Source organism: Desulfobotulus sp., from assembly GCF_034006065.1.
Taxonomy (GTDB): domain Bacteria; phylum Desulfobacterota; class Desulfobacteria; order Desulfobacterales; family ASO4-4; genus Desulfobotulus.
This window is the reverse complement of the sequence record NZ_JAVETM010000002.1, coordinates 73,770-93,299: the sequence shown is the minus strand read 5'-3', so window position 1 is coordinate 93,299 and position 19,530 is coordinate 73,770. Positions and strand designations below refer to the sequence as shown.

Annotated in this window: 13 protein-coding genes and 1 tRNA gene; 5 read left to right on the top strand and 9 right to left on the bottom strand. The window is 55.0% G+C overall.

Translation table 11 applies throughout. The features are described 5' to 3' along the window. Positions 1-10: 10 nt before the first annotated feature. From RBR60_RS01735 to mfd, 3 genes are all read right to left on the bottom strand, one after another. The gene (locus RBR60_RS01735; protein WP_320353963.1) at positions 11-988 is read right to left on the bottom strand and encodes a peptidylprolyl isomerase; all 978 of its coding nucleotides are present in this window, start codon (positions 986-988) and stop codon (positions 11-13) included. After that, the gene (locus tag RBR60_RS01730; RefSeq protein ID WP_320353962.1) at positions 985-1,728 is read right to left on the bottom strand and encodes a SurA N-terminal domain-containing protein; all 744 of its coding nucleotides are present in this window, start codon (positions 1,726-1,728) and stop codon (positions 985-987) included. The genes RBR60_RS01735 and RBR60_RS01730 overlap by 4 nt, the downstream gene beginning before the upstream one ends. Before the next feature lie 116 nt (positions 1,729-1,844). Beyond that, positions 1,845-5,276 carry a transcription-repair coupling factor gene (gene mfd / locus RBR60_RS01725; protein WP_320353961.1) on the bottom strand — a complete coding sequence of 1,144 codons (3,432 nt, stop codon included), beginning with the start codon at positions 5,274-5,276 and terminating at the stop codon, positions 1,845-1,847. Between the two features lie 97 nt (positions 5,277-5,373). On the opposite strand from mfd, the gene RBR60_RS01720 reads away from it, so the two are divergent. The 4 genes from RBR60_RS01720 to RBR60_RS01705 all read left to right on the top strand — a co-directional run bounded on the left by RBR60_RS01720 (position 5,374) and on the right by RBR60_RS01705 (position 8,140). Then, positions 5,374-5,449: transfer RNA gene (locus RBR60_RS01720), tRNA-Thr, on the top strand. 356 nt (positions 5,450-5,805) lie between these two features. Beyond that, positions 5,806-6,126, top strand: a complete 321-nt coding sequence (locus RBR60_RS01715) for a hypothetical protein (RefSeq protein ID WP_320353960.1) — start codon at positions 5,806-5,808, stop codon at positions 6,124-6,126. A gap of 48 nt (positions 6,127-6,174) precedes the next feature. Further along, positions 6,175-6,462 carry an integration host factor subunit alpha gene (locus RBR60_RS01710; RefSeq protein ID WP_320353958.1) on the top strand — a complete coding sequence of 96 codons (288 nt, stop codon included), beginning with the start codon at positions 6,175-6,177 and terminating at the stop codon, positions 6,460-6,462. A 106-nt stretch (positions 6,463-6,568) separates the two neighbouring features. After that, positions 6,569-8,140 carry a glycosyltransferase family 39 protein gene (locus RBR60_RS01705; RefSeq protein ID WP_320353957.1) on the top strand — a complete coding sequence of 524 codons (1,572 nt, stop codon included), beginning with the start codon at positions 6,569-6,571 and terminating at the stop codon, positions 8,138-8,140. A gap of 24 nt (positions 8,141-8,164) precedes the next feature. Here RBR60_RS01705 and RBR60_RS01700 read toward each other — a convergent pair whose 3' ends face one another. From RBR60_RS01700 to RBR60_RS01685, 4 genes are all read right to left on the bottom strand, one after another. Then, positions 8,165-10,318: a PAS domain S-box protein gene (locus RBR60_RS01700; protein ID WP_320353956.1), complete on the bottom strand. Its 2,154-nt coding sequence runs from the start codon at positions 10,316-10,318 to the stop codon at positions 8,165-8,167. Between the two features lie 3 nt (positions 10,319-10,321). Then, on the bottom strand, positions 10,322-11,059 hold the full coding sequence (locus RBR60_RS01695; RefSeq protein WP_320353954.1) for a dolichyl-phosphate beta-glucosyltransferase: 738 nt from the start codon (positions 11,057-11,059) through the stop codon (positions 10,322-10,324). A 22-nt stretch (positions 11,060-11,081) separates the two neighbouring features. Then, complete coding sequence (locus RBR60_RS01690; RefSeq protein ID WP_320353953.1) at positions 11,082-11,636, bottom strand: phosphoribosyltransferase; 555 nt, start codon at positions 11,634-11,636, stop codon at positions 11,082-11,084. Between the two features lie 166 nt (positions 11,637-11,802). After that, entirely contained in the window at positions 11,803-13,107 is a 1,305-nt protein-coding gene (locus RBR60_RS01685; RefSeq protein WP_320353951.1) for an NCS2 family permease, read from the bottom strand. Positions 13,108-13,452: 345 nt separating this feature from the next. On the opposite strand from RBR60_RS01685, the gene RBR60_RS01680 reads away from it, so the two are divergent. Then, entirely contained in the window at positions 13,453-15,999 is a 2,547-nt protein-coding gene (locus RBR60_RS01680; RefSeq protein ID WP_320353949.1) for a mechanosensitive ion channel domain-containing protein, read from the top strand. A gap of 60 nt (positions 16,000-16,059) precedes the next feature. Here the strand turns inward: RBR60_RS01680 and RBR60_RS01675 are convergent, their stop codons facing one another. Together RBR60_RS01675 and alaS are read right to left on the bottom strand one after the other, a co-directional pair. Next, complete coding sequence (locus RBR60_RS01675) at positions 16,060-16,692, bottom strand: DUF599 domain-containing protein (RefSeq protein WP_320353948.1); 633 nt, start codon at positions 16,690-16,692, stop codon at positions 16,060-16,062. Between the two features lie 187 nt (positions 16,693-16,879). Continuing rightward, positions 16,880-19,510 carry an alanine--tRNA ligase gene (gene alaS, locus RBR60_RS01670; RefSeq protein ID WP_320354137.1) on the bottom strand — a complete coding sequence of 877 codons (2,631 nt, stop codon included), beginning with the start codon at positions 19,508-19,510 and terminating at the stop codon, positions 16,880-16,882. Positions 19,511-19,530 lie beyond the last annotated feature (20 nt).

Below are 19,530 nucleotides of genomic sequence, written 5' to 3'. Positions count from 1 at the left end.
CAGAGGATCATCAATCCAGAATACGGACATGGACCTTTTCCCGAAGCTCCGTAATCCACTGCCGGAATCTCCGGTTTACTTCTTCTTCATAAAGCTCATCGGCTATGGCATCCGCCACTTCCTCCAGGGGCTGCGCAGGCTGGGCATCCACTGCCAACACCCGGAAAAGCTGAAATCCCTGGGGCGTCCGGACGGGTTTGGAGACTCCCCCCATGGGAAGGTTTCCAACCGCCTCCCGAATGACAGGGGACAGCGCAGCCGGATCAAACCAGCCCAGCTCCCCCCCCGGACCTGCGATGGTGGAAGCGCTCTCCTTTTGCGCCATCTCCCCGAAATCCGCACCCGCCTGCAGCTTTTCCAGAATCTCTTCCGCCTTTTTCTTCAGGTTGCCCTCACCTTCCGCCGTCATCTCCCTGGAAAAGGGTAAAAGGATATGGGCCAAATGGTAGCGCTTACCTGCACCAAAGCGTTCGGGATTGTTCTTATAAAAATTTTCCACATCTTCACGGGTAATGACGATTCTCGACCGGACCTTATAGTTCACAAGCCTTGCCCGCAGCATCTGCTCCCGGGTCTGCTTACGGTAAAGCTCCAGGGTCAGACCTTCGGCCATGAGGGCTTTTTCAAATTCTTCCTCGGAAAGTCCGTGGGACTGACGGAACTGGGCCATGGTCTGATCCACTTCCTGGTCGGAAATGAGAATACCCGCTTCTTCCACCGCAATGTCCGTAATGGCCTGATCAATCATCTGGCCCAGCAGTTCTTCCCGGTAACGCGCCAGAAGGCTTTCCTTTTCGGAAACGCCATAATCCGCTCCCTCAATGTGCGCCCGGATCGGAGCAAAAGCCTCTTCAAAGGCCACCTTCGTGATGATCCGATCATCCACCTGCACAAGAATCCGATCCACGATCACCTGGGCCGGAGCCGATGAAAAAAGAACAAAAACAGCCGACAGAATTCCAAAAACACCCATGAAAAACTTGGTCATTGTATTAAACCTGCTTCCTCGTGCATATCCTCGCCAAGGACGGGGTCACGGGGCTGCATCTCCCCACCGCCTCTTTCACCCGATTCAGCCATCAGGGGCCGGGTCTCCGGAAACACCTCATGAAGAAGCGCATAGTTAATCCGGACAGACATCCTTTCTCGCATACCCTGCAGCCATCTTCCGTAAACCTCTTCCGATTCCTGGTTACGGAAACGGGCAACCAGTATTTCCGCCAACGCTTCGGTCAGGGGGACTTCTTCAGGCTTTTTTCCCAGACTTTCGCAGTATTCCAGAAAACAGACACGCAGGGCTTCCGGCGTGATTTCAAGTTCACGGTCAACAATTTTTTCCGCAATCCTCTCCATCAGAAGTCTGCGGCGCAAAGCACTTTCCCAGGCCCTTTCGGAAATAGCGCTTTCCGCAAGCATCTGCCTGAAAACCTCCTCCGGATAAAAACCCCGGATTTCAGCCACCGCCTCGTCCAGAACTGTCTTTGAAATTTCGATACCCGTTTCCCAGGCTGCGGCCTGGAGAAAAAGCGCTTCTCCCAGGTCATGGATCACACGGCGGTGCAGGGCCCTGCGTACGCCCGCATCCTGGAGAATATTGTGTACATAGGCCATCTTTGCGATTTCATAGGTATCCCGATATTCTTTCAGGCTCACCTGAAACTCGCCTGCGGCCAGAATCCACCCGCCATCCGCCCTGTCCGATGCCCGGCAGCCCGGTAAAAGGAGCATAAACAGAAGGCTGGATGAAAAAAAAAGAAGGGAGATTGATCCGGAAAAGGGCTTCATCGTCCTCTCAGTGGGGAGGTGGAAGGGCCAGGGGACGGAAAACGCAGATTTTCAACCCCTCAGCCGTTAACACGGGTCACTATTTCTTTCAAGATGTTTCTGGCCTGGACCATGGGGGGTTGCCTGCGATCCTTGATCAGATGAACCTTGAGACTGCCATCGGAAAGAAAGACCATTTCCTGGGGAAAAACCTCCATCACCTCACCCAGGGCAAGGGGGCGCTTCTGGTGTACCTCGGAAAAGGTCAGCAGAAGCTGACGCTCATTCAGATCCAATCTGCGCACCCCGGCCTTCACGCAAAGCACCTTCAGCATGATCTTGAGAAGAATATTAGCCGCTTCCGAAGGCAACGCACCGTAACGATCCGTAAGCTCCTCCCGGAAGACCTTGATCTCGCCTATGGATATCATACGGGAAAGCTTGCGGTAAATGGCAATGCGCTGATCAATATCCGGCACATAGGCCTCCGGGATATAAGCATCCATGGAAAGGGTGATCTCCGGCTCCAGGGGATCCAGGACCGGCTCTCCCTTCAGCTCAGAAACGGCGTTTTCCATCAGCTGGAGAAACATATCATAGCCCACGGCAGCAATGTGACCGGACTGGTTGGCCCCAAGAGCCGCTCCGCCCCCCCGGATCTGAAGGTCGCTCATGGCAATCTGGAAACCAGAGCCCAAATCCGAATGCTCCATCAATACCTTCAGACGCCGCATGGCATCCCTTGACAGCTGATTTTCATCCGGCACAAAGAGATAGGCATAGGCCTGCACATCCCCTCTTCCGATGCGGCCTCTCAGCTGATACAGCTGGGAAAGCCCAAAACGGTCCGCCCGATTCACGATCATGGTGTTGGCCGAAGGAATGTCAAGGCCGGACTCAATGATGGTGGTGCAGACGAGAAGGTCCGTTTCCTTTCGGATAAAAGCCAGCATCTGGTTTTCAAGGTCTTCTTCCTTCATCCGCCCATGGGCCACGCCGATCCGTACATCCACAAGCAGCTCCCGGAGCCTTGCCGCCTGGGCTTCAATGGAGTGGATGTTGTTATGAACAAAAAAAACCTGCCCGCCCCGCTCCAGCTCCCGGGTTACGGATTCTCGGATCACGCTTTCGTCATACCCGGAAATGTAGGAAATAATGGCCTGACGTTCTTCCGGTGGCGTGGCGATGACACTGATGTCCCGCATGCCCATGAGGGACATGTGCAGAGTTCTTGGAATGGGGGTTGCGGTAAGGGCCAGCACATCCACGGTTTCGCGCATTTTTTTGAGGATTTCCTTGTGGCGCACGCCAAAGCGTTGTTCCTCATCAATGATCACCAACCCAAGATTTTTAAAGTGCACGTCCTTTTGCAGCAGTCTGTGGGTGCCAATGACAATATCCAGGCGGCCGTCGGCCATTTCAGCGAGGATCTTTTTCTGCTCCCCGCCGCTTCGGAAGCGATCCAGAGCCGCCAGGCGTACGGGATAGCGGTCAAACCGCTGGGAAAACGTCCTGTAATGCTGCTCTGCAAGAATGGTGGTGGGCACCAGCACCGCCACCTGACGCCCGTCCATTACCGCTCGGAAGGCCGCACGCAGAGCCACCTCCGTTTTTCCGTAGCCCACATCCCCACAGACAAGACGATCCATGGGAGAAGGGTTGCCCATGTCCTCCAAAACCTCCCCGATAACCCGCAGCTGATCCGGCGTCTCCTCATAGCGAAAGGCGGCTTCAAAATCCTGGAACCGCGCATCCACAGGAGAAAAAGACTCCCGCACATGTACCTTGCGCGCCGCATAAAGACTCAAAAGCTCCCCTGCCATCTTCTCCACCGAAGCCCTGGCCTTTTCCCTGGCCTTGTCCCAGCCCTTTCCGCCCATCTTGTCCAGAACGGGCTCAATGCCATCCACACCCACATACTTGTGGAGAATCCCCATGCGGTCCACGGGCAGGTACAGACGATCGCCATCCCGGTAGGTGAGACGGATGAAGTCACTGAGTACGCCGTTCATTCGGAGTTTTTCAAGACCTTCGAAACGTCCAAGGCCGTGATCCGCATGCACGACAATATCGCCTTCCTGCAACTCACCCAGATTTAAAAACCGGTCCCTGGCCATTGTTTTCAGGGCCTTGGAGCGCCGTCTCTTGGCCCCGAAGATTTCCTCCTCACTGATAAGGGCGAGTCCCTGGGCCTGCCAGACAAATCCTGCACGCAACCGTCCTTCACAGACAAAAATTCCAGGTCTCTGCGCCCTCAGTACTTCGCCAAAGGACTCGGCCACCCGTACACGAACCTCATATCCGCCAAGAAGATCTCCAACCCGCCGAACCTGAGAATCCGTGGCACAGACGATGGCCACCCGGCATCCTTCCCGGACTCTGGCCTGCAACCAGTGGGCCAGGGGCAAAAGGGGCTGCATCCCTCCCTGGCGTCCGCCCAGCTCGCCACGGATGGCCATGTTTTCCCCAATGCCCAGATGCACCACCGGCTCCTGCGCATCCAGGTGGACAAAATCCCGGAAAGCAAGAAAACGGCCCTGGGCAATGCGGCCCATGACCTCATCCCAGGCGCAGTAAAGATCCGCCTGAGGTACTACGGGCCGCTCCGCCTCCAGAGCTTCCTTCCGGCACAAAGCCACCCGCTCCGCCTGACGCGCCACGCGGCTTGCACACGCAACCCCATCATCCACCACCACAAGGCTTGTCCTGGGCAGATAATCCAGCAGAAGTTCAGGCTCCGGATACACAAGGGAAAGCTGGCCTTCAATGGCCGGATGAATGCCAGACTCCCGTATGCGCTCCACCACTTCCCTCACCTTGGCAAGGCCAAACCCCGCTTCTGCGGCCACCTGACGCACCCGGCCCAGAAGCGCATCCACAGAAGAAGGCTCAAGAACCATCTCCTTTGCAGGCAGGATCACCGCCGTTTCCGTGTCCCGGGCCTTGCGCTGGGTCACTGCGGAAAAAAAGCGTATGGATTCCACCTGGTCCCCGAAAAACTCAATACGCACAGGATCCGCATGGGCCGGGGAATACAGGTCCAGAATTCCGCCCCTCAAGGCGAAATCTCCGGGTTCCTCCACCAGCGTGCTGCGCTGGTATCCCGCAGCCAGCATGCGGGATACCAAAACATCCCGTTCTACCTCCTCCCCCACACTGAGAACCCTGGAAAAGGCTTCCAGCACGGACCTTGGCAGGACACGCTGCACAAGGGTTTCCGCCGATGCAATGAGAATGGGGGGGGGCTCATGGCACAGACATCTGTGGAGCAGACGGATGCGGCGGGCAACGGTTTCCACATGGCAGGCCATGGATTGATAAGGCATCACATGATACGATGGAAAAACCTCGGCCTTATGTTCCGCATCTCCCTGGAAAAAATGCAGTTTTTCCAGCATGTCTTCTGCTGTCTTCTGATCCGGTGTGATGAAGAGCAAAGGCCCCTTTTCCTTTGCCGCCAGGGTCGCAGTGACAAAGGCACGGGCCGCATCGGGAACCCCCGCACAATTCATCGCCTTCTCCTGGGTCCCGAGAAGATCCAAAAGGTCTGAAAGCGTTTTTTTCTCTTGATTTTGCGTCATAGTCCCTGTATGAATTTGCACGTTTGTTGCCGGCGTAACTCAGTAGGTAGAGTAGCTGATTCGTAATCAGCAAGTCAGCAGTTCGACTCTGCTCGTCGGCTCCATCGGAATTCAGAGGGATTTTTCGCTTGTCGAAAAATCCCTTATTTTATGGTTCGCTGCACCCGGCTCTCAGGCCAGGGCTTTCTCCCCAAAAAAAACTGCGGAGACGAGAAGGCCCCGGCAAAGCGGGCCCATCATAAACGAATCCTCCGGGAGAACAACCCCAAAAAAATATTCGCTGAAACTCTCTTATGGAAACCATAAAGTACCCTGAGCCAGGACATCCGGGCCAGGCTGGGGGTTCTTCTCCCCCGGATTTGGGATACCCGCTTGACTTGCACCTAAGTGCCGTATATGTAAATTTTTTCATGCAGAGACTTTCTGCCAGAACCCTTTCCCGTATTCGGATGGAACCTCCATGAACTGCATTGATGGTGTTGAAGGGGTCACCAAAAAAATCATTGATACCCTTTTGCGCGCTTCCCGTGAACAGGGATGCGATGATAGCGAATGCATCCGCTGTCTCAGGGCTGCGGTGGAAGGCGCTGGCAGTTTTGTCGCGGAAAACCGTGAAGTGGTAAACGATCCCAGTCTTCTCACCCGGGAACTCTACCTTTATGCCAAAACACTCTGGCTTGCTGGTCGGAACCCGGCTTCTGAATCCGCAACCGACCCGGACGAGGAATATTACGGATATTATTTTGACCGTCTTTATCACCAGCAAAACTATCCCCTCTGATACAGACACCTGCGGGGAAAAACACGTAAAAGAATCTCAGGAGTAGGAATGGCGCTGACCAAAAACGACATTGTGGAGAAAATCAGCCTTATCGGTTTCAACAAAAAAAAATCCGTGGACATTGTTGAGACCCTGCTGATGATCATGAAAGACCAGTTGGCGGAAGGAGAAGATGTCCTGATTTCCGGTTTCGGCAAATTCTGCGTTAAAGATAAAAACGCCCGCCGAGGCCGCAACCCCGCCACAGGGGATGACCTCATCCTCCGCCCCCGCCGGGTGGTGACCTTTAAATGCTCCGGCAAGCTCCGGGATGCCATCAACGGGTCGGAAATGTAAGCCCCCACAGGCCGGAGGATGCGCCCTTTGCGAGTCCTCCGGCTTTTTATTTTCCCCGGCGTCCCATGCCTCAAAAAAACTCCGCATTCCCAATGAAAGCACGCCCATGCCCCTTACACGCCTGCGTCCTTTTACCCTGGCCCTTCTGATTCTGGCAGCCTTCACGCTCCTGCGTTTTTTCCACGCAGGGGCTTTTATGCTGGTTCCTGATGAAACCAACTACTGGCAGTGGGGCAGACACCTTGACTGGGGTTACCACGACCAGGCCCCCATGATCGGCTGGCTTATCCGTTTTTTCTGCGAGATCATGGGGCATACGGAACAGGCCGTGCGCATGCCCTCCATTCTGGGAATGGGCATTGCCGGGCTTTACATGACCCTTACGGCCCGCAGGTGGTACGGAGAGGACGCAGCCCTGGCCACCGCCCTGCTCACCCAGTCCGTACTCCTCTTTCAGGTGGGCGGAATTCTCTCCACAGCAGATGGTATCCAGGCGGCTGGTTGGGCCGGGGCCACCTATCATGTGGCCAGAGCCTATGAGGAAAACAGCTGGTCCCAGTGGCTTGCCGGGGGCTTCTGGTTTGGCTTTGGTCTTTTATCCAAGTTCACCATGGTGCTTTTCGGTCTTTTTGCCTTTGGCTATGGCCTTTTTTCAAGGGAACACAGAAAACGCCTCGCAGGTATCAGGCCCTGGGCCGCCGTTCTCCTCGGCAGTCTCATGTTTTTACCGGTTATTCTCTGGAACGCTTCCAACAACTGGAATTCCCTGCGGCATGTGGCCCATCTGGGCGGTGCGGACGAAAAAACGCCCTTTACGCTTAAATATTTTTTTGAATACCTGGGCTCGGAAATGGGGCTCATCACCCCGATCATCTTCATCCTGGTGCTGTTTGCCTGGGTTGGGGCTTTCCGCAAGGATGCACCCGGCGAAAAATGGATACGCCATTACCTCATGGCCACTTCTTTACCCATGATTCTCTTTTTCGCCCTGCTCAGCCTTAAAGCCCGCATCTACGGCAACTGGCCTGCGGCGGGCTATCTGGCCGCAGCCGTATTGGCCGCAGCCTTTTTTGGTCCCAAAACCCCTGCGCCCCAAACCCCCTTTTACAGAAGGGGCCGCAAATTATGGCCCTGGGCCATCGGATCCGGCCTTGTACTCACAGCCCTTCTTCTCATCCACGTTCTTTCTCCCATCCTCCCCATTCCTCCGGATAAAGACCGCGCCGCCTACGAGACACGGGACTGGGATCTGCTGGGCGAACAGGTTCTGGAAATGGCCCAGACCATGCCCCAAGCCTCAGAAACCTTCTTTTTCGGCATCCGCTATCAGATTGCCAGTGAACTGGCCTTTTACATTCCCGGCCAGCCGAAAACCGTATCCATCAATCGCTGGACGCGACCCAATGTCTATGATTACTGGTGGGAAGACGAAGAACTTCTGGGAAAAAATGCCATTGGGGTTATTCGTGTGCCCGATTTCAGGGAAAGGTTGCTTGAGGTCTTCGGCCGGGTCGATGAGCCGGAAGTTTTTACCGTAACCCGTAACGGCCGCAGGGTCCGGGATCTTTTTATCTATCGCTGCTATGATTTTCAAGGAGGCCTTCGCTGGCAGCCCACAAGACCGGATGACATCCGGGCAGCCCCTCTGCCTCTCCTGCGTCCTTCCCCGCTCCCTTAAGGAAAACGCCCGGACCTGGGAGGGTCACAGATCCATGACATCCCAGGTCTGCGGATCCGCCTTGCTCATCTCCGGCCCTTCCAAGGCCAGGCTTGTTTCCATGGGAATGCGCACACAGATTCTGCATCCCTGCCCTGGTTTGGAACGGATTTCAAAACGGCCTCCCAGAAGAGCTACCCTCTCGGCCATGCCTTTGAGTCCCATTCCCCTTTCCCATGAAGCGGCTCCATCCCAGTTGTCCGCATCAAACCCCACGCCATTGTCGGAAATCCGGACAATCATTTCCGGATGGGAAGCAATGAGTCGCACATCCACCTGGGTGGCCCCCGCATGTTTGCGGATATTGCTCAAGGCTTCCTGAACCAGTCGATAGAGGTTGATTTCCCGATCAAAGTCCCGTACCGCCGTCTCCATGCCCGCAGAAACAAAATGCACAGGAATACCCGTATACTCAGAAAACTCCTGACAATACCGATACACCGTGCGGGGAAGCCCCAGAGTGTCAAGATCCGGCGGGCGCAGGGCATAGGCAATCTCCCGCAGATCCCGGATGGCATCCTGCAATCGCCTGGAAATGTGAGAAGCCTGGCGCCGAGCCGCTGGATGCCCCTCCAGCATCCGGGAAAGATCCTCAAAGGAGATGCGAAGCGAGGAAAGATCCTGGGCCACATGGTCATGCAGATCCCTTGCAATCCTGTGCCTTTCATTTTCCAGGGCGCGCAGGAGTTCATGGGTCAAGTGGGCAATGCGACGCTCCGCCTTTTTCAGAACCGTGATATCCCGTGAAAAGAGGGCCACGGAAATGACCCCGCCCTCTTTTCCCAAAAGGGGATAGACATGGTGAGAAAGGGTCTGGGCCTCACAAACTTCTTCAAAGTAGAGCGGTGCTCCCCTTTCCAGTACCTTACGAATCATGGGCAGACGACAGGCGGCCACCTTAGGCGGCCAGAGGCTCTCCACGCACATACCCTTGAGTTCATCCGCAGACTTCTCCAGGGTCTGGGCAGCACTGGCATTGATGTCCAGAATTCCACCATCCGGGTCCAGCAGCATGACCGCATCCGTGGTGGCGTCCAGAATGGCGCGCAGGCGCTCTGAGGTGGCCCTCAGCGCTTCTTCCATCTCCTTTTGTCTTGAGATGTCCGTGATCACGGCAAAGCTACCCTGAAATTCTCCGGCCTCATCCATCAGTGCTTCTGCGGAAATGATCACGGGTATTTTTCTGCCGGACTTATGGCAGAGAAGGGATTCATAGGCGCTGCGAATCCCTTTTTTCCGCCTGGCAAACTCCTCCCACACCTGTTCATGTATCTCCACAGGCGCCAGATGCACAAAGGGACGCCCCAGAAGCGCTTCCCGGGCATAGCCCAAAAGCTCGCAGAAACGATCATTGACATACACAATCCTGCCATCCGGTCCGGACACCCCCAGACAGTCATTCATGCGCTCCACCAGCTGACGGTATCGCATGCGGGATTCGGTGACCCGGGCAGCCAGAGATCTGGCCTGTTTTTTCAGCTTTCCCTGGGCTTCCTCCAGGGCCTTGCGGGACAGGTATTCCCTTACCCGCAGGCGATGGCTCACCCCTGCGGCCACAAGACAGATACCAACGGTCACCAGCACAAGAAAATGACTTAAAAAAAACAGAGCAAAACTTTCGATGGGGCTCTGCATGGAGGTGACAACCATGTAGACCAGGTAGGCAATCAGCAGATGAGGCGCCATAAGACGGGGAGGCAGGGACATGAGAGCGGCAAAAGCCACAATGATCATGAGAAAACCGGCATAGTAGGAGGTTCTGTAGCCTCCTGTGAGCGAAACAATGGCGGTCATGGCAAAGGCACAGATGTAAAACCCGATAAAACCCAGCCAGAAACTGTGTAGCCCCAGATCCACCTTCCGGTTCAGCCAGAAAAAACCAAGGCAGCAGAAGCCCGCTGCAAGGCGTAAGGAAGCCAGGGTTCTGATCTGCTCTGGAAAATACACCCAGTCCGATACAAGAAAAAAAGGAAAAAGAATCCCCCCAAGAAGCAGCACAAGACCGTTTCGCTCCCTCACCAATGGCGCCTGGTCCTCTTCAAAACCCTCAACGGATTTTCCCCAGAACCACTGCCACCATCGGGAAAAAGAGGATCGGACTTCCCTGGGGGGAATTTTTCCTCCTTTCTGGCGCCACATCCCCTAGCTCATTTCTCTGCCAAAGGTTCTTTTATGCAGCCTGCGAATCCTGAAAAGCTCACTGAAAACAGAAAGTGTTTTTCCAAGGGTATCGTATTGGATGCGGGAATCCTCCTGATGGGTCCACACCACGGGAAACTGGGCCACCCGATACCCCCGCCTCCGGGCCAGATAAAGAATTTCCGGATCAAAAATCACACTGTTGAGTTTCTGCCGGGAAAACAGATCCTGGCAAGCCCTGCGGGTGAACAGTTTAAACCCGCACTGGGTATCCGGGTAATCGAGACCCAGCCAGGCGTTCTGCACCAGGGTATAAAGTTTTCCGGAAAGCTCCCGAAGGGGTCTCTGGTGCTTGGTAATGGCCGCACCCGGCAAGGCCCTGGACGCCATGGCGATATCCGCACCCTCTGCAATGAGGTTCATGGCGGTATGGATGAAATCCGCAGGCACCGAATAGTCTGCATCCATAAAGAGAATGCACTCACCCTGAGCCCTGAGCATGCCGTAGCGCACCGCATGGCCCTTGCCCCTGTTGGGAAAATATTCAAGACAGCGCAGCACAAGACCTTCTGGAACCGGAAAATTTTCCACCACAGAGCGGGTGCCATCCCGGCTTCCGTCGCTCACCACCAACACTTCAGCCCCAAGATTTCTTTCCGCAAGCCAGGCCAGGGTTTCCGACAGTGTGATCCGGATGCGATCTTCTTCATTATATGCAGGCACAACAATTGAAAGCTTCATCTTCTTCCCTTCACCCCCCCGTTTATGGCCAGACAAATCCCTTACAGGCCATTTCCTCCCGGCTCAACCCCTCCAGCTCATGGGGAAGAACAATCCAGTCCTTGGCTCCGAAAATCCGATAAAAGTAATCCGGTTTCATGGAAACCTGACTGTTTTCCGGTTTATAGTACAAGGCCGCCATGGAAAGATGGACGTCCGGATAGGGAAGCCTTGCCACAATGGCATCCCGCACCGCCTCAAAGGTCTTTCCCCGGTCAAAAATGTCATCCACCACAAGAATCCGGATGCCCGGCTTCACATGACGGATCACGGCCTCCACATTCTCCACTCCCACCTCATTGCGGGCATTGAAAAAACCCGTGTAAGAACAGGCCTGGATCGTAGCGTAATCCTTCTTTTTACCCGTCAGGATCATGAACACTTCCTGCATGTAGATGGAAACCTGGGCGCCTCCCCGGGTCACTCCCACAAAAAGATCAAAATCAAGACCTTTGCGGAAAAGATCCTTGGCAAAGGCCCAGCAGTCCTTTTCCATCTGTTCTGCGGATATGTACTGTTTATGGTGGGCCGTTTCCATCCTCCCCCTTATACACGGCAAGCGCCCTTCTTCCAGAAGAGGCATCTGCTGAAAAAACCCCTCTTTTCAAGGGGCAGTGATAAAAAATGCCACAAAAAAAGGCTTTGCCCTGAAAGCGGCGATGTGCACAACACATCGCCGCCAGGAAGCCCGTGTCTGGTTTTTATTACAGGGCTTTGAGCAGCAGTTCAAGCACAGAGAAAAAACCAATGGCCCACATCACCGGATGGATGCTTCGAATCTTGCCGGAAAAAACGGATACCAGGATAAAAGAAATGAAACCTACGCAAAGTCCCATACTGATGCTGTAGGTGAGGGGCATCAGGATGATGGTGAGAAAGGCGGGCAGGGCTGTCTCAAAGGCCTGGAAATCAATCTTCTGAACATTCCTGAACATAAAAATCCCCACCACGACCAGGGCCGGTGCTGTGGCAAAGGCGGGCACCACGGCAATGAAGGGCGTGACCAGCAGGGCCAGAAGAAAAAGAACGCCTGTGGTCAGCGCCGTAAGCCCGGTACGCCCGCCCTGGGCAATGCCGGATCCGGATTCAATATAGGTTGTTGTGGTGCTGGTTCCCAGCAGAGCGCCCGCCACCGTGGCCACAGCATCGGCTTCCAGAACCCGGTCAATGGCGCGGATATTGCCTTCTTTGTCCACCATGTCCGCCTCGTAAGAACAAGCCACAACCGTACCGATGGAGTCAAAAAGATCCACAAACATAAAAGAAAAAATCGCACCGAAGAAACCCCACTTCAGGGCCGCAAGAATATCAAGCTCCAGAAAAATGGGCGCTATGGAAGGCGGCATGGAAAAAATACTGCCCGGTACCCCCACCTGCCCGAAAAGCATGCCCAGAATGGTGGTCACCACAATTCCCACAAGGATAGCACCCCGGATAGCCATCACTTCGAGCACGGCGATGAGGGCCAGCCCCACCAACCCCAGAACCACAGGCGTTGTGAAGACGCCAAGGCCCACCAGGGTTGCCGGATGGTCCACAATGAGTCCCATATTCTGAAACCCAATGAAAGTGATGAAAAGGCCGATGCCCGCTGCCGTTCCCAGACGAAGCTGAATGGGAATGGCGGCGATGATCCATTTCCGGATTCCCATAAGGGTCAGGATCAGAAAGAATACGCCGGAGATGAACACCACCCCCAGGGCCGTCTGCCAGGCCATACCCTGCCCCAGCACCAGGGTATAGGCAAAAAATGCGTTCAGCCCCATCCCCGGCGCCATGGCAAAGGGAACATTGGCCCACAGCCCCACGAGAATGGTCGCCAGGGCAGAAGCGAGAATGGTGGCAGTGATCAGGGCCCCCTTATCCATCCCCGCATCCCCGAGGATATTGGGGTTTACAAAAATGATATAGGCCATGGTCAAAAAGGTGGTGAGACCTGCCATCACCTCCTGCCGCAAGGACGTCTGATTTTCCACAAGCTTAAAAAACCCATTGATTTGTGACATCATTTTTCCACATCTCTCCTTGGTGGTTTTAAAAAAATTCTCTTTTTCCGGATCTTGCAGGCACCCCACGCCTCCACCCCGCTGACACGCGACTTCTGCCCGTTATTGGTAGGGGATCCCTTGCCGCAGACTTAAAATCCGTACCCTTTAGCATGCAAAATTTTCAGGGTCAATCCGGATACTTCGCCTGAAAAACCCTCTGATCCTTCCCAACCCCCCAGCCGGATCCCCGTTCAAAAATCAGCCAAAACAAATTCTTTGCACTCGGATTGTTTTTTCCAAACGCCATGGTATTTTATTCTGGGGCCAGGGCCCCACCCCCTTCTCCCCCACACGAAAGAACGCCCAATGCTTTTGCGTTTTCTTTTTATCCTTTTTTGTCTTCTGGCTTCCGTCCCCACGCACGGGGCCGAAACCCCGCATCTGGAGGACCTCCTTGCCTCCCTGAATGCGTCCATACATGATGAAACCCTCTCCATACAAAATCTTTCTTCCGAAACCCTGCAGGAAAAACAGATGGAAACGGCCATGCAGTCCGAATCCAGGGCTTATCGCATCCTCATGGCCTCCCACCGCAACCTCCTGCTCTCTTCCCACACGCCCCTTTCTGAGCTGGAAAAAGCGCGGGCGGATCAACAGACCGCCCTCACCACTCTGGATACCTATCTGCAGCGCATCCAACGCCAGGAAGAGCGTCTGACCCCCCTCCTTCGCCAGACGGAACAGCGCAAACAGCTTACACTGGAACAAAAAACAGCCCTGACCTCAGGCGAAGAAAAAAACCCCGAGATCGACCTTGTACAGAAAACCATAGAAAAACTCCTGATCCTGTTGAAAGAGAAAGCCCAGCTCCTGGAAAGCCTCATGACCACTCAGGAACAACGCAGGCAGGAAGTTCTTGAAATCCGGAAAGATATGGAAAACCTTTTTCAGGTTTTTCAGCAGACCCTGCGGGAACGCAGGACCCTGGACCTTTTCCAGAAGAGTGAGGGATTCCGGGCTCTGCTGGATCCATCTACCCCGCTGGCCGTCTTTCTCCAGATCCGAAACAGCATCCTCCGCCTTCTCACCCCTTCCTTCTGGCTTGAAGAAATCCGCCCCCTCTTTCAACTCCCGCCCGCAACCGCCATGCGGATTCTGGTATTGGGCCTTTTTCTGTTGCCCCTCGCCCTTCGCATGCGCTCTTTTCTCAGAAAACAGGAGACCCTGCATTCCAACGGGTGGCGGGCCGTTTTTCTCGAAACGTCAAGAAAGGCCCTTCCCCTCCTGGTTCTCGCCATTTTCACCGAAACCATGATCCGCTCCCAGCCCACTCTTTCCGGCACAGGACTTTTCAAGGTTATCACAGGTTTTACTTGGTTTCTGGCCCTCTTTCGCCTGCTCACAGCCTTTTCCGAAGCCTGTGGACGCGAAGGCCGCCCCTCCATTACCCCGGATCAGCTCGACATTCTCAAAAAATTCACCCGCCTTTTTTTCCTTTTCACCCCGCTTTTCATCCTCTCTTTGTGGATATTCCCCCAGGGAAGTCCCCTCATTCTCATGGAACGGATTCTCCTTGAAATCTGTGTTGTCATCCTCGTCTTCCGATTCTGGTCCAGACCCACCCCAAGCCCCTCCAGCCCTCCGACTATCCGGACCGGCCTTCATCTTGCCAGCAAAGCCATTGCCCTCGGCGCTCCGGCCCTGGAACTTCTCGGTTACGGTTTCCTCGCCCTCTTCTGGTACTGGGCCTGGGGCGTCACACTCATTATTTCAGGAACTTATCTCCTTTTTTTTACTGCCGTGCGGGAATGGGTGAAAGCCAAGGGGCCATCACCGGATAGCAGGGAAACCTCCGAAGGCCTTCCCCCTCTCACCCGCCTGGGGGTGCGCATGCTGCCCTTCATGCTGCTTCCCCTCTTCCTTTTTATCATCGCCCAGGCTTGGGGACTGCACGAAAGCCTTTTCCCCCTTGTTCTGGCCATCTTCCGCTATCCCGTAAATTTCGGAGGCATGGAATTCAGTCTTCTGCGTCTTTTTCAGGCCCTCTGTGTTCTCCTTCTCACCCTTGTGGCCACCCGCTCTTTCAGGGCCTTCATTGAAAAACGCATCCTCATGGAAAGCGGAGTGGAACAGGGACTGAGAACCTCCATTCTGACCCTCATCGGCTATCTCATCTGGGGCTTCGGCATTCTTTCCGCCCTCCATGTCTTCGGGCTGAACACCACCTCTCTCACCGTGGCCTTCGGCGCCCTGGGGGTCGGCCTTGGTTTCGGGCTTCAGGCCATTTTCAATAACTTTGTCAGCGGTATCATTCTGCTTTTCGAAAGGCCTATCCAGGTAGGTGATGTCATTGAAATTGACGGTATCTGGGGTGTGGTCACCCGCATCAATGTCCGCTCCACCGTTGTCCAGACCTATGACAACGCCTCGCTCATCATTCCCAACGCCAACTTCATCAGCAGTCGTCTCACAAACTGGAGTTTCAAGGACCAGCGCCTCCGAAAACACATTGATGTGGGCGTGTCCTACAGCTCAGATGTGAAACGGGTTGAAAAGGTACTCCTTGAGATCGCCGCCAACACCAAAGGGGTACTCACCTATCCTGCTCCGGACGTACACTTCATGGATTTCGGTGATTCGGCCCTTGTCTTCCGTCTGCGCTTCTGGAGTACTCTCCAGGAATTCCGCAAGGTCGAAACCCAGATCCGCTTTGCCATTACCCTGGAGTTCCGCAAAGAAGGCATTGAAATCCCCTTCCCCCAGCAGGATCTCCACCTACGTTCGGACTACAGGTTTGACACGGAGGAAAAAAGAAGACAGGAATCCCGGAAACCGGAAGGTGAAGAAAAACCCATGCAGGCCTGCGAAGAAGGCCCCCTTGCCTCAGGCCCCCTTCCCCATTCTCCCGGATAAAAAAAATCTAAGGGAAAAAGGCTGAAACCCTTTTCAATGACTGCGCTGACCGGGAATCCTTCAGACCATGCGGTCCAGAAAAAAGAGAACGAGGAGCAATGCCAGGGTGCCGAAAAGAAGCCAGAAAGGCCCCAGCATCCACAACAGGAGGGGAACGGAAAGGTAATAGCCCCGCATGCCGATGAAATAATGTCGGCTCCCCCTTTCCATGATGGTGAGGATGAATTCCGGTGGAAAGGGGAGGCTTTCAAAACTTTTCAGCCCCACACCAAAACTTGCATGGTTGTAGTAGCGGATGGAGAGGGTGAAGTTGAAGAAAGCCACAAAAAAATTGGTGGAAATCAGCACAAGCTTTGCAAGTGCTGCGCTGCTGTTCGGGTTTCCATCTCCCAGAACCGCAAGAAAGCCCGTATAAAAGGAAGGATTGGCCGCAAGGCCCAGCACACCGAGGCTGATAAGAATCGCGGTGGAGGCCAGAAAGCTCGCCGCCATCACCTGATTTCTTAAGGTATGCACCCCCAGAAGATCCCGGCCTTCTTTCAGAATCTCCTGCACCCACTCCCTGCGGATGATATGGGCCAGCCCCAGGGAAGTGGCAGCGGGGTCTTTACGGATTTTCCAGGCAAGAAAGAGATGGTAAAAAAGGAGCAGCCCAAAGGCCCCAAGGCTTATAAGCCCATCCTGCGTCAGCATCCTGCCCCCTTTCGGCAGACATGAAGGGACGGCAGTTTTGCCGTCCCTCCAACAACAGATGTTCAGATCCCTGCTTTTTTACTGCTCCGGATAAGATCCTATAACGAATAAAAGCCCTTTGTATCTGAAAACCTGACCAATGACAGAAGTACACTCTGTGGACAGGAGGGCCTGCCCCTTCATTGGTCTATGCGCCTTGCTGTACCCGATCAAAAAGGGTTTTCAAGGCCGCATCAAGGTTCTCGGGCTGGGTTCCCCCCGCCTGGGCCATATCCGGACGACCTCCGCCCCCGCCGCCCACGACCTTGGCCGCAGCCTTGACGATGTCCCCTGCGTGGAAGCGCCCCACGAGATCCTTGCTTACCACAGAGATGAGCAGCACCTTGCCTTCGGATTCCGTACCCAGCAGCACAAGACCGGAGCCGAGCTTGTCCTTCATGCGGTCGGCAAGATCCCTTAAGGACGCAGGATTGTCCACCGTCACCTTTTTCGCCAGCACCTTGACCCCCTGAATCTCCACCACCCCTTCGGTGATGTCCCCGGCACTCATTTCCGCCATCTTGTTCTTCAGGGATTCAATGGTTTTTTCCTGGGCCCGCAGATCGCCAAGAAGACGCTCCACCCGGCCCACCAGGGTATCGGGCTTATCCTTGAGAAGCCCCGCCACCTGTTGAAGAATGCGGCTGCGCTCCTGTATGAAACCAAGGGCCGCCTGACCGGTGAGGGCCTCGATGCGGCGTACACCTGCCGCAACACTGCCCTCGGAAACAAGGACAAAAAGACCGATGTCGCCGGTATAGGCCGTGTGGGTACCGCCACAGAATTCCTTGCTGAAGGAGGAAAGGCTGATGACCCGCACCTCGTCTCCGTACTTTTCCTCAAAAAGGGCCGTGGCCCCGGTTTTAAAGGCGGCTTCCGCACTCATGGTTTCTGAGCTGACGGGCACGTTCTCCCGGATTTTGTCATTCACCCAGCTTTCCACGGCATTGAGGGTGTCCCTGTCTATGCCTGAAAAATGGGTAAAATCGAAACGAAGCCGCTCCGCACTCACCATGGAGCCGGACTGCTTCACATGATCCCCCACCACCTCCCTCAGGGCCGCGTGCAGCAGATGCGTCGCTGTATGATTCCTCGCCGTATCCGCTCTGCGGGCCGCATTCACGAGAAGCTGCACCCCATCACCCTTGCCAGGGCTTCCGGAAAGAAGTTTTCCCTTATGGATGAAAAGGCCCGTGGGATCTTTTACGGTTTCAAGAACTTCCATCTCAAAGTTTGGGCTGCGGATAAAGCCCGTATCCCCCACCTGACCGCCGGATTCGGCATAAAAAGGCGTTCTGTCCGTAACAAGCTCCAGAGCACCAGCCCCTTCCACCCGGTCGCAGGCCTTACTCTCCCGCACAAGAAGCAGCACTTTTCCCTTATCTTCGGTCTGCTCGTAGCCCGTAAAGACCGTCTGCACTCCGGCACTGGTGAGGGAAAGATAGGCCTCGCCCATGGCATCAAACTTCACCTTGCTGCGGCTCATCTCCCGCCGCTCGGCCATGGCCTTTTCAAACCCATCCATGTCAAGAACAATATCGCTGCCCTTGGTCACATCCCTTAAAATATCCACAGGAAAACCATAGGTATCGTACAGACGGAAGATCACATCTCCGGGGATTTCCCGGCTGCCCCGCGCTTGCAGACCTTCGAGGGTCTCCTCCAGCACCTTAAGACCATTGTCCAGTGTTTCGGAAAACCGGATTTCCTCGTTTTCAATGACACTGGTGATGAAGCTTTCCTGGCTTTTCAGCTCCGGGTAGGCGTTTTCCATGATCTCAAAAACCACCCGCACCGTATCTTTCAGGAAGGGACGGGTCAGCCCGATGTTCCGGCCATAACGGATGGCCCGACGCAGGATGCGGCGCAGCACATAGCCCCGGCCCTCGTTGGAGGGCAGTACTCCGTCCCCCACAAGAAAGGCTGCGGCCCGGCTGTGGTCGGCAATGACCTTCATGGCCACATCGGACTCAGGACTTTGCCCGATGGGTTTTCCCGACATTGTTGCCACCTTTTCCATAATGGGCCGGAAAAGATCGGTGTCGTAATTGGTGCTGACCCCCTGAATCACCGAAGCGATGCGCTCAAGGCCCATGCCCGTATCAATGCTGGGCTTGGGAAGGCGCGTCATGGTGCCGTCCTCGGATCGGTTGAACTGCATGAAGACGAGGTTCCAGATCTCAAGGAAGCGGTCACAGTCGCAGTCCACACCGCAGTCCGGGTTGTTGAGGCTGCAGGGAATCCCCCGGTCGATGTGAATTTCAGAACAGGGGCCGCAGGGTCCGGTGTCCCCCATGGCCCAGAAGTTGTCCTTTTCCCCAAGACGCACAATGCGCTCCTTGGGAACCCCGATTTTCCTGTTCCAGATTTCAAAGGCCTCGTCATCGTCCAGGAAAATGGAGACCCAGAGCTTGTCTGCGGGCAGACCATAGCCCCTGGTGAGCAGATCCCAGGCAAAATCAATGGCCTCGTCCTTGAAGTAATCCCCGAAACTGAAGTTACCGAGCATTTCAAAGAAGGTGTGGTGCCGTGCCGTATAGCCCACGTTCTCGAGGTCATTGTGTTTCCCGCCCGCCCGCACGCACTTCTGGGAGGTGGTGGCCGTCACATAGTCCCGCTTCTCTTCGCCAATGAAAACGCGCTTGAACTGCACCATGCCTGCATTGGTAAAGAGCAGGGTGGGATCATCGGAGGGCACGAGAGAGGAGCTGCGCACCAGCCGGTGCCCGTGTTTTTTAAAATAATCCAGAAAGGTCTGCCGGATCTCACTTCCCGTCATCATGTTTTTCTTTTTCTCCC

Coding starts and splice junctions, on each gene's coding strand:
- RBR60_RS01735 (WP_320353963.1), bottom strand. CDS start 988: ATGACCAAGTTTTTCATGGGTGTTTTTGGAATTCTGTCGGCTGTTTTT.
- RBR60_RS01730 (WP_320353962.1), bottom strand. CDS start 1,728: ATGCTCCTTTTACCGGGCTGCCGGGCATCGGACAGGGCGGATGGCGGG.
- mfd (WP_320353961.1), bottom strand. CDS start 5,276: ATGAATTGTGCGGGGGTTCCCGATGCGGCCCGTGCCTTTGTCACTGCG.
- RBR60_RS01715 (WP_320353960.1), top strand. CDS start 5,806: ATGAACTGCATTGATGGTGTTGAAGGGGTCACCAAAAAAATCATTGAT.
- RBR60_RS01710 (WP_320353958.1), top strand. CDS start 6,175: ATGGCGCTGACCAAAAACGACATTGTGGAGAAAATCAGCCTTATCGGT.
- RBR60_RS01705 (WP_320353957.1), top strand. CDS start 6,569: ATGCCCCTTACACGCCTGCGTCCTTTTACCCTGGCCCTTCTGATTCTG.
- RBR60_RS01700 (WP_320353956.1), bottom strand. CDS start 10,318: ATGTGGCGCCAGAAAGGAGGAAAAATTCCCCCCAGGGAAGTCCGATCC.
- RBR60_RS01695 (WP_320353954.1), bottom strand. CDS start 11,059: ATGAAGCTTTCAATTGTTGTGCCTGCATATAATGAAGAAGATCGCATC.
- RBR60_RS01690 (WP_320353953.1), bottom strand. CDS start 11,636: ATGGAAACGGCCCACCATAAACAGTACATATCCGCAGAACAGATGGAA.
- RBR60_RS01685 (WP_320353951.1), bottom strand. CDS start 13,107: ATGATGTCACAAATCAATGGGTTTTTTAAGCTTGTGGAAAATCAGACG.
- RBR60_RS01680 (WP_320353949.1), top strand. CDS start 13,453: ATGCTTTTGCGTTTTCTTTTTATCCTTTTTTGTCTTCTGGCTTCCGTC.
- RBR60_RS01675 (WP_320353948.1), bottom strand. CDS start 16,692: ATGCTGACGCAGGATGGGCTTATAAGCCTTGGGGCCTTTGGGCTGCTC.
- alaS (WP_320354137.1), bottom strand. CDS start 19,510: ATGACGGGAAGTGAGATCCGGCAGACCTTTCTGGATTATTTTAAAAAA.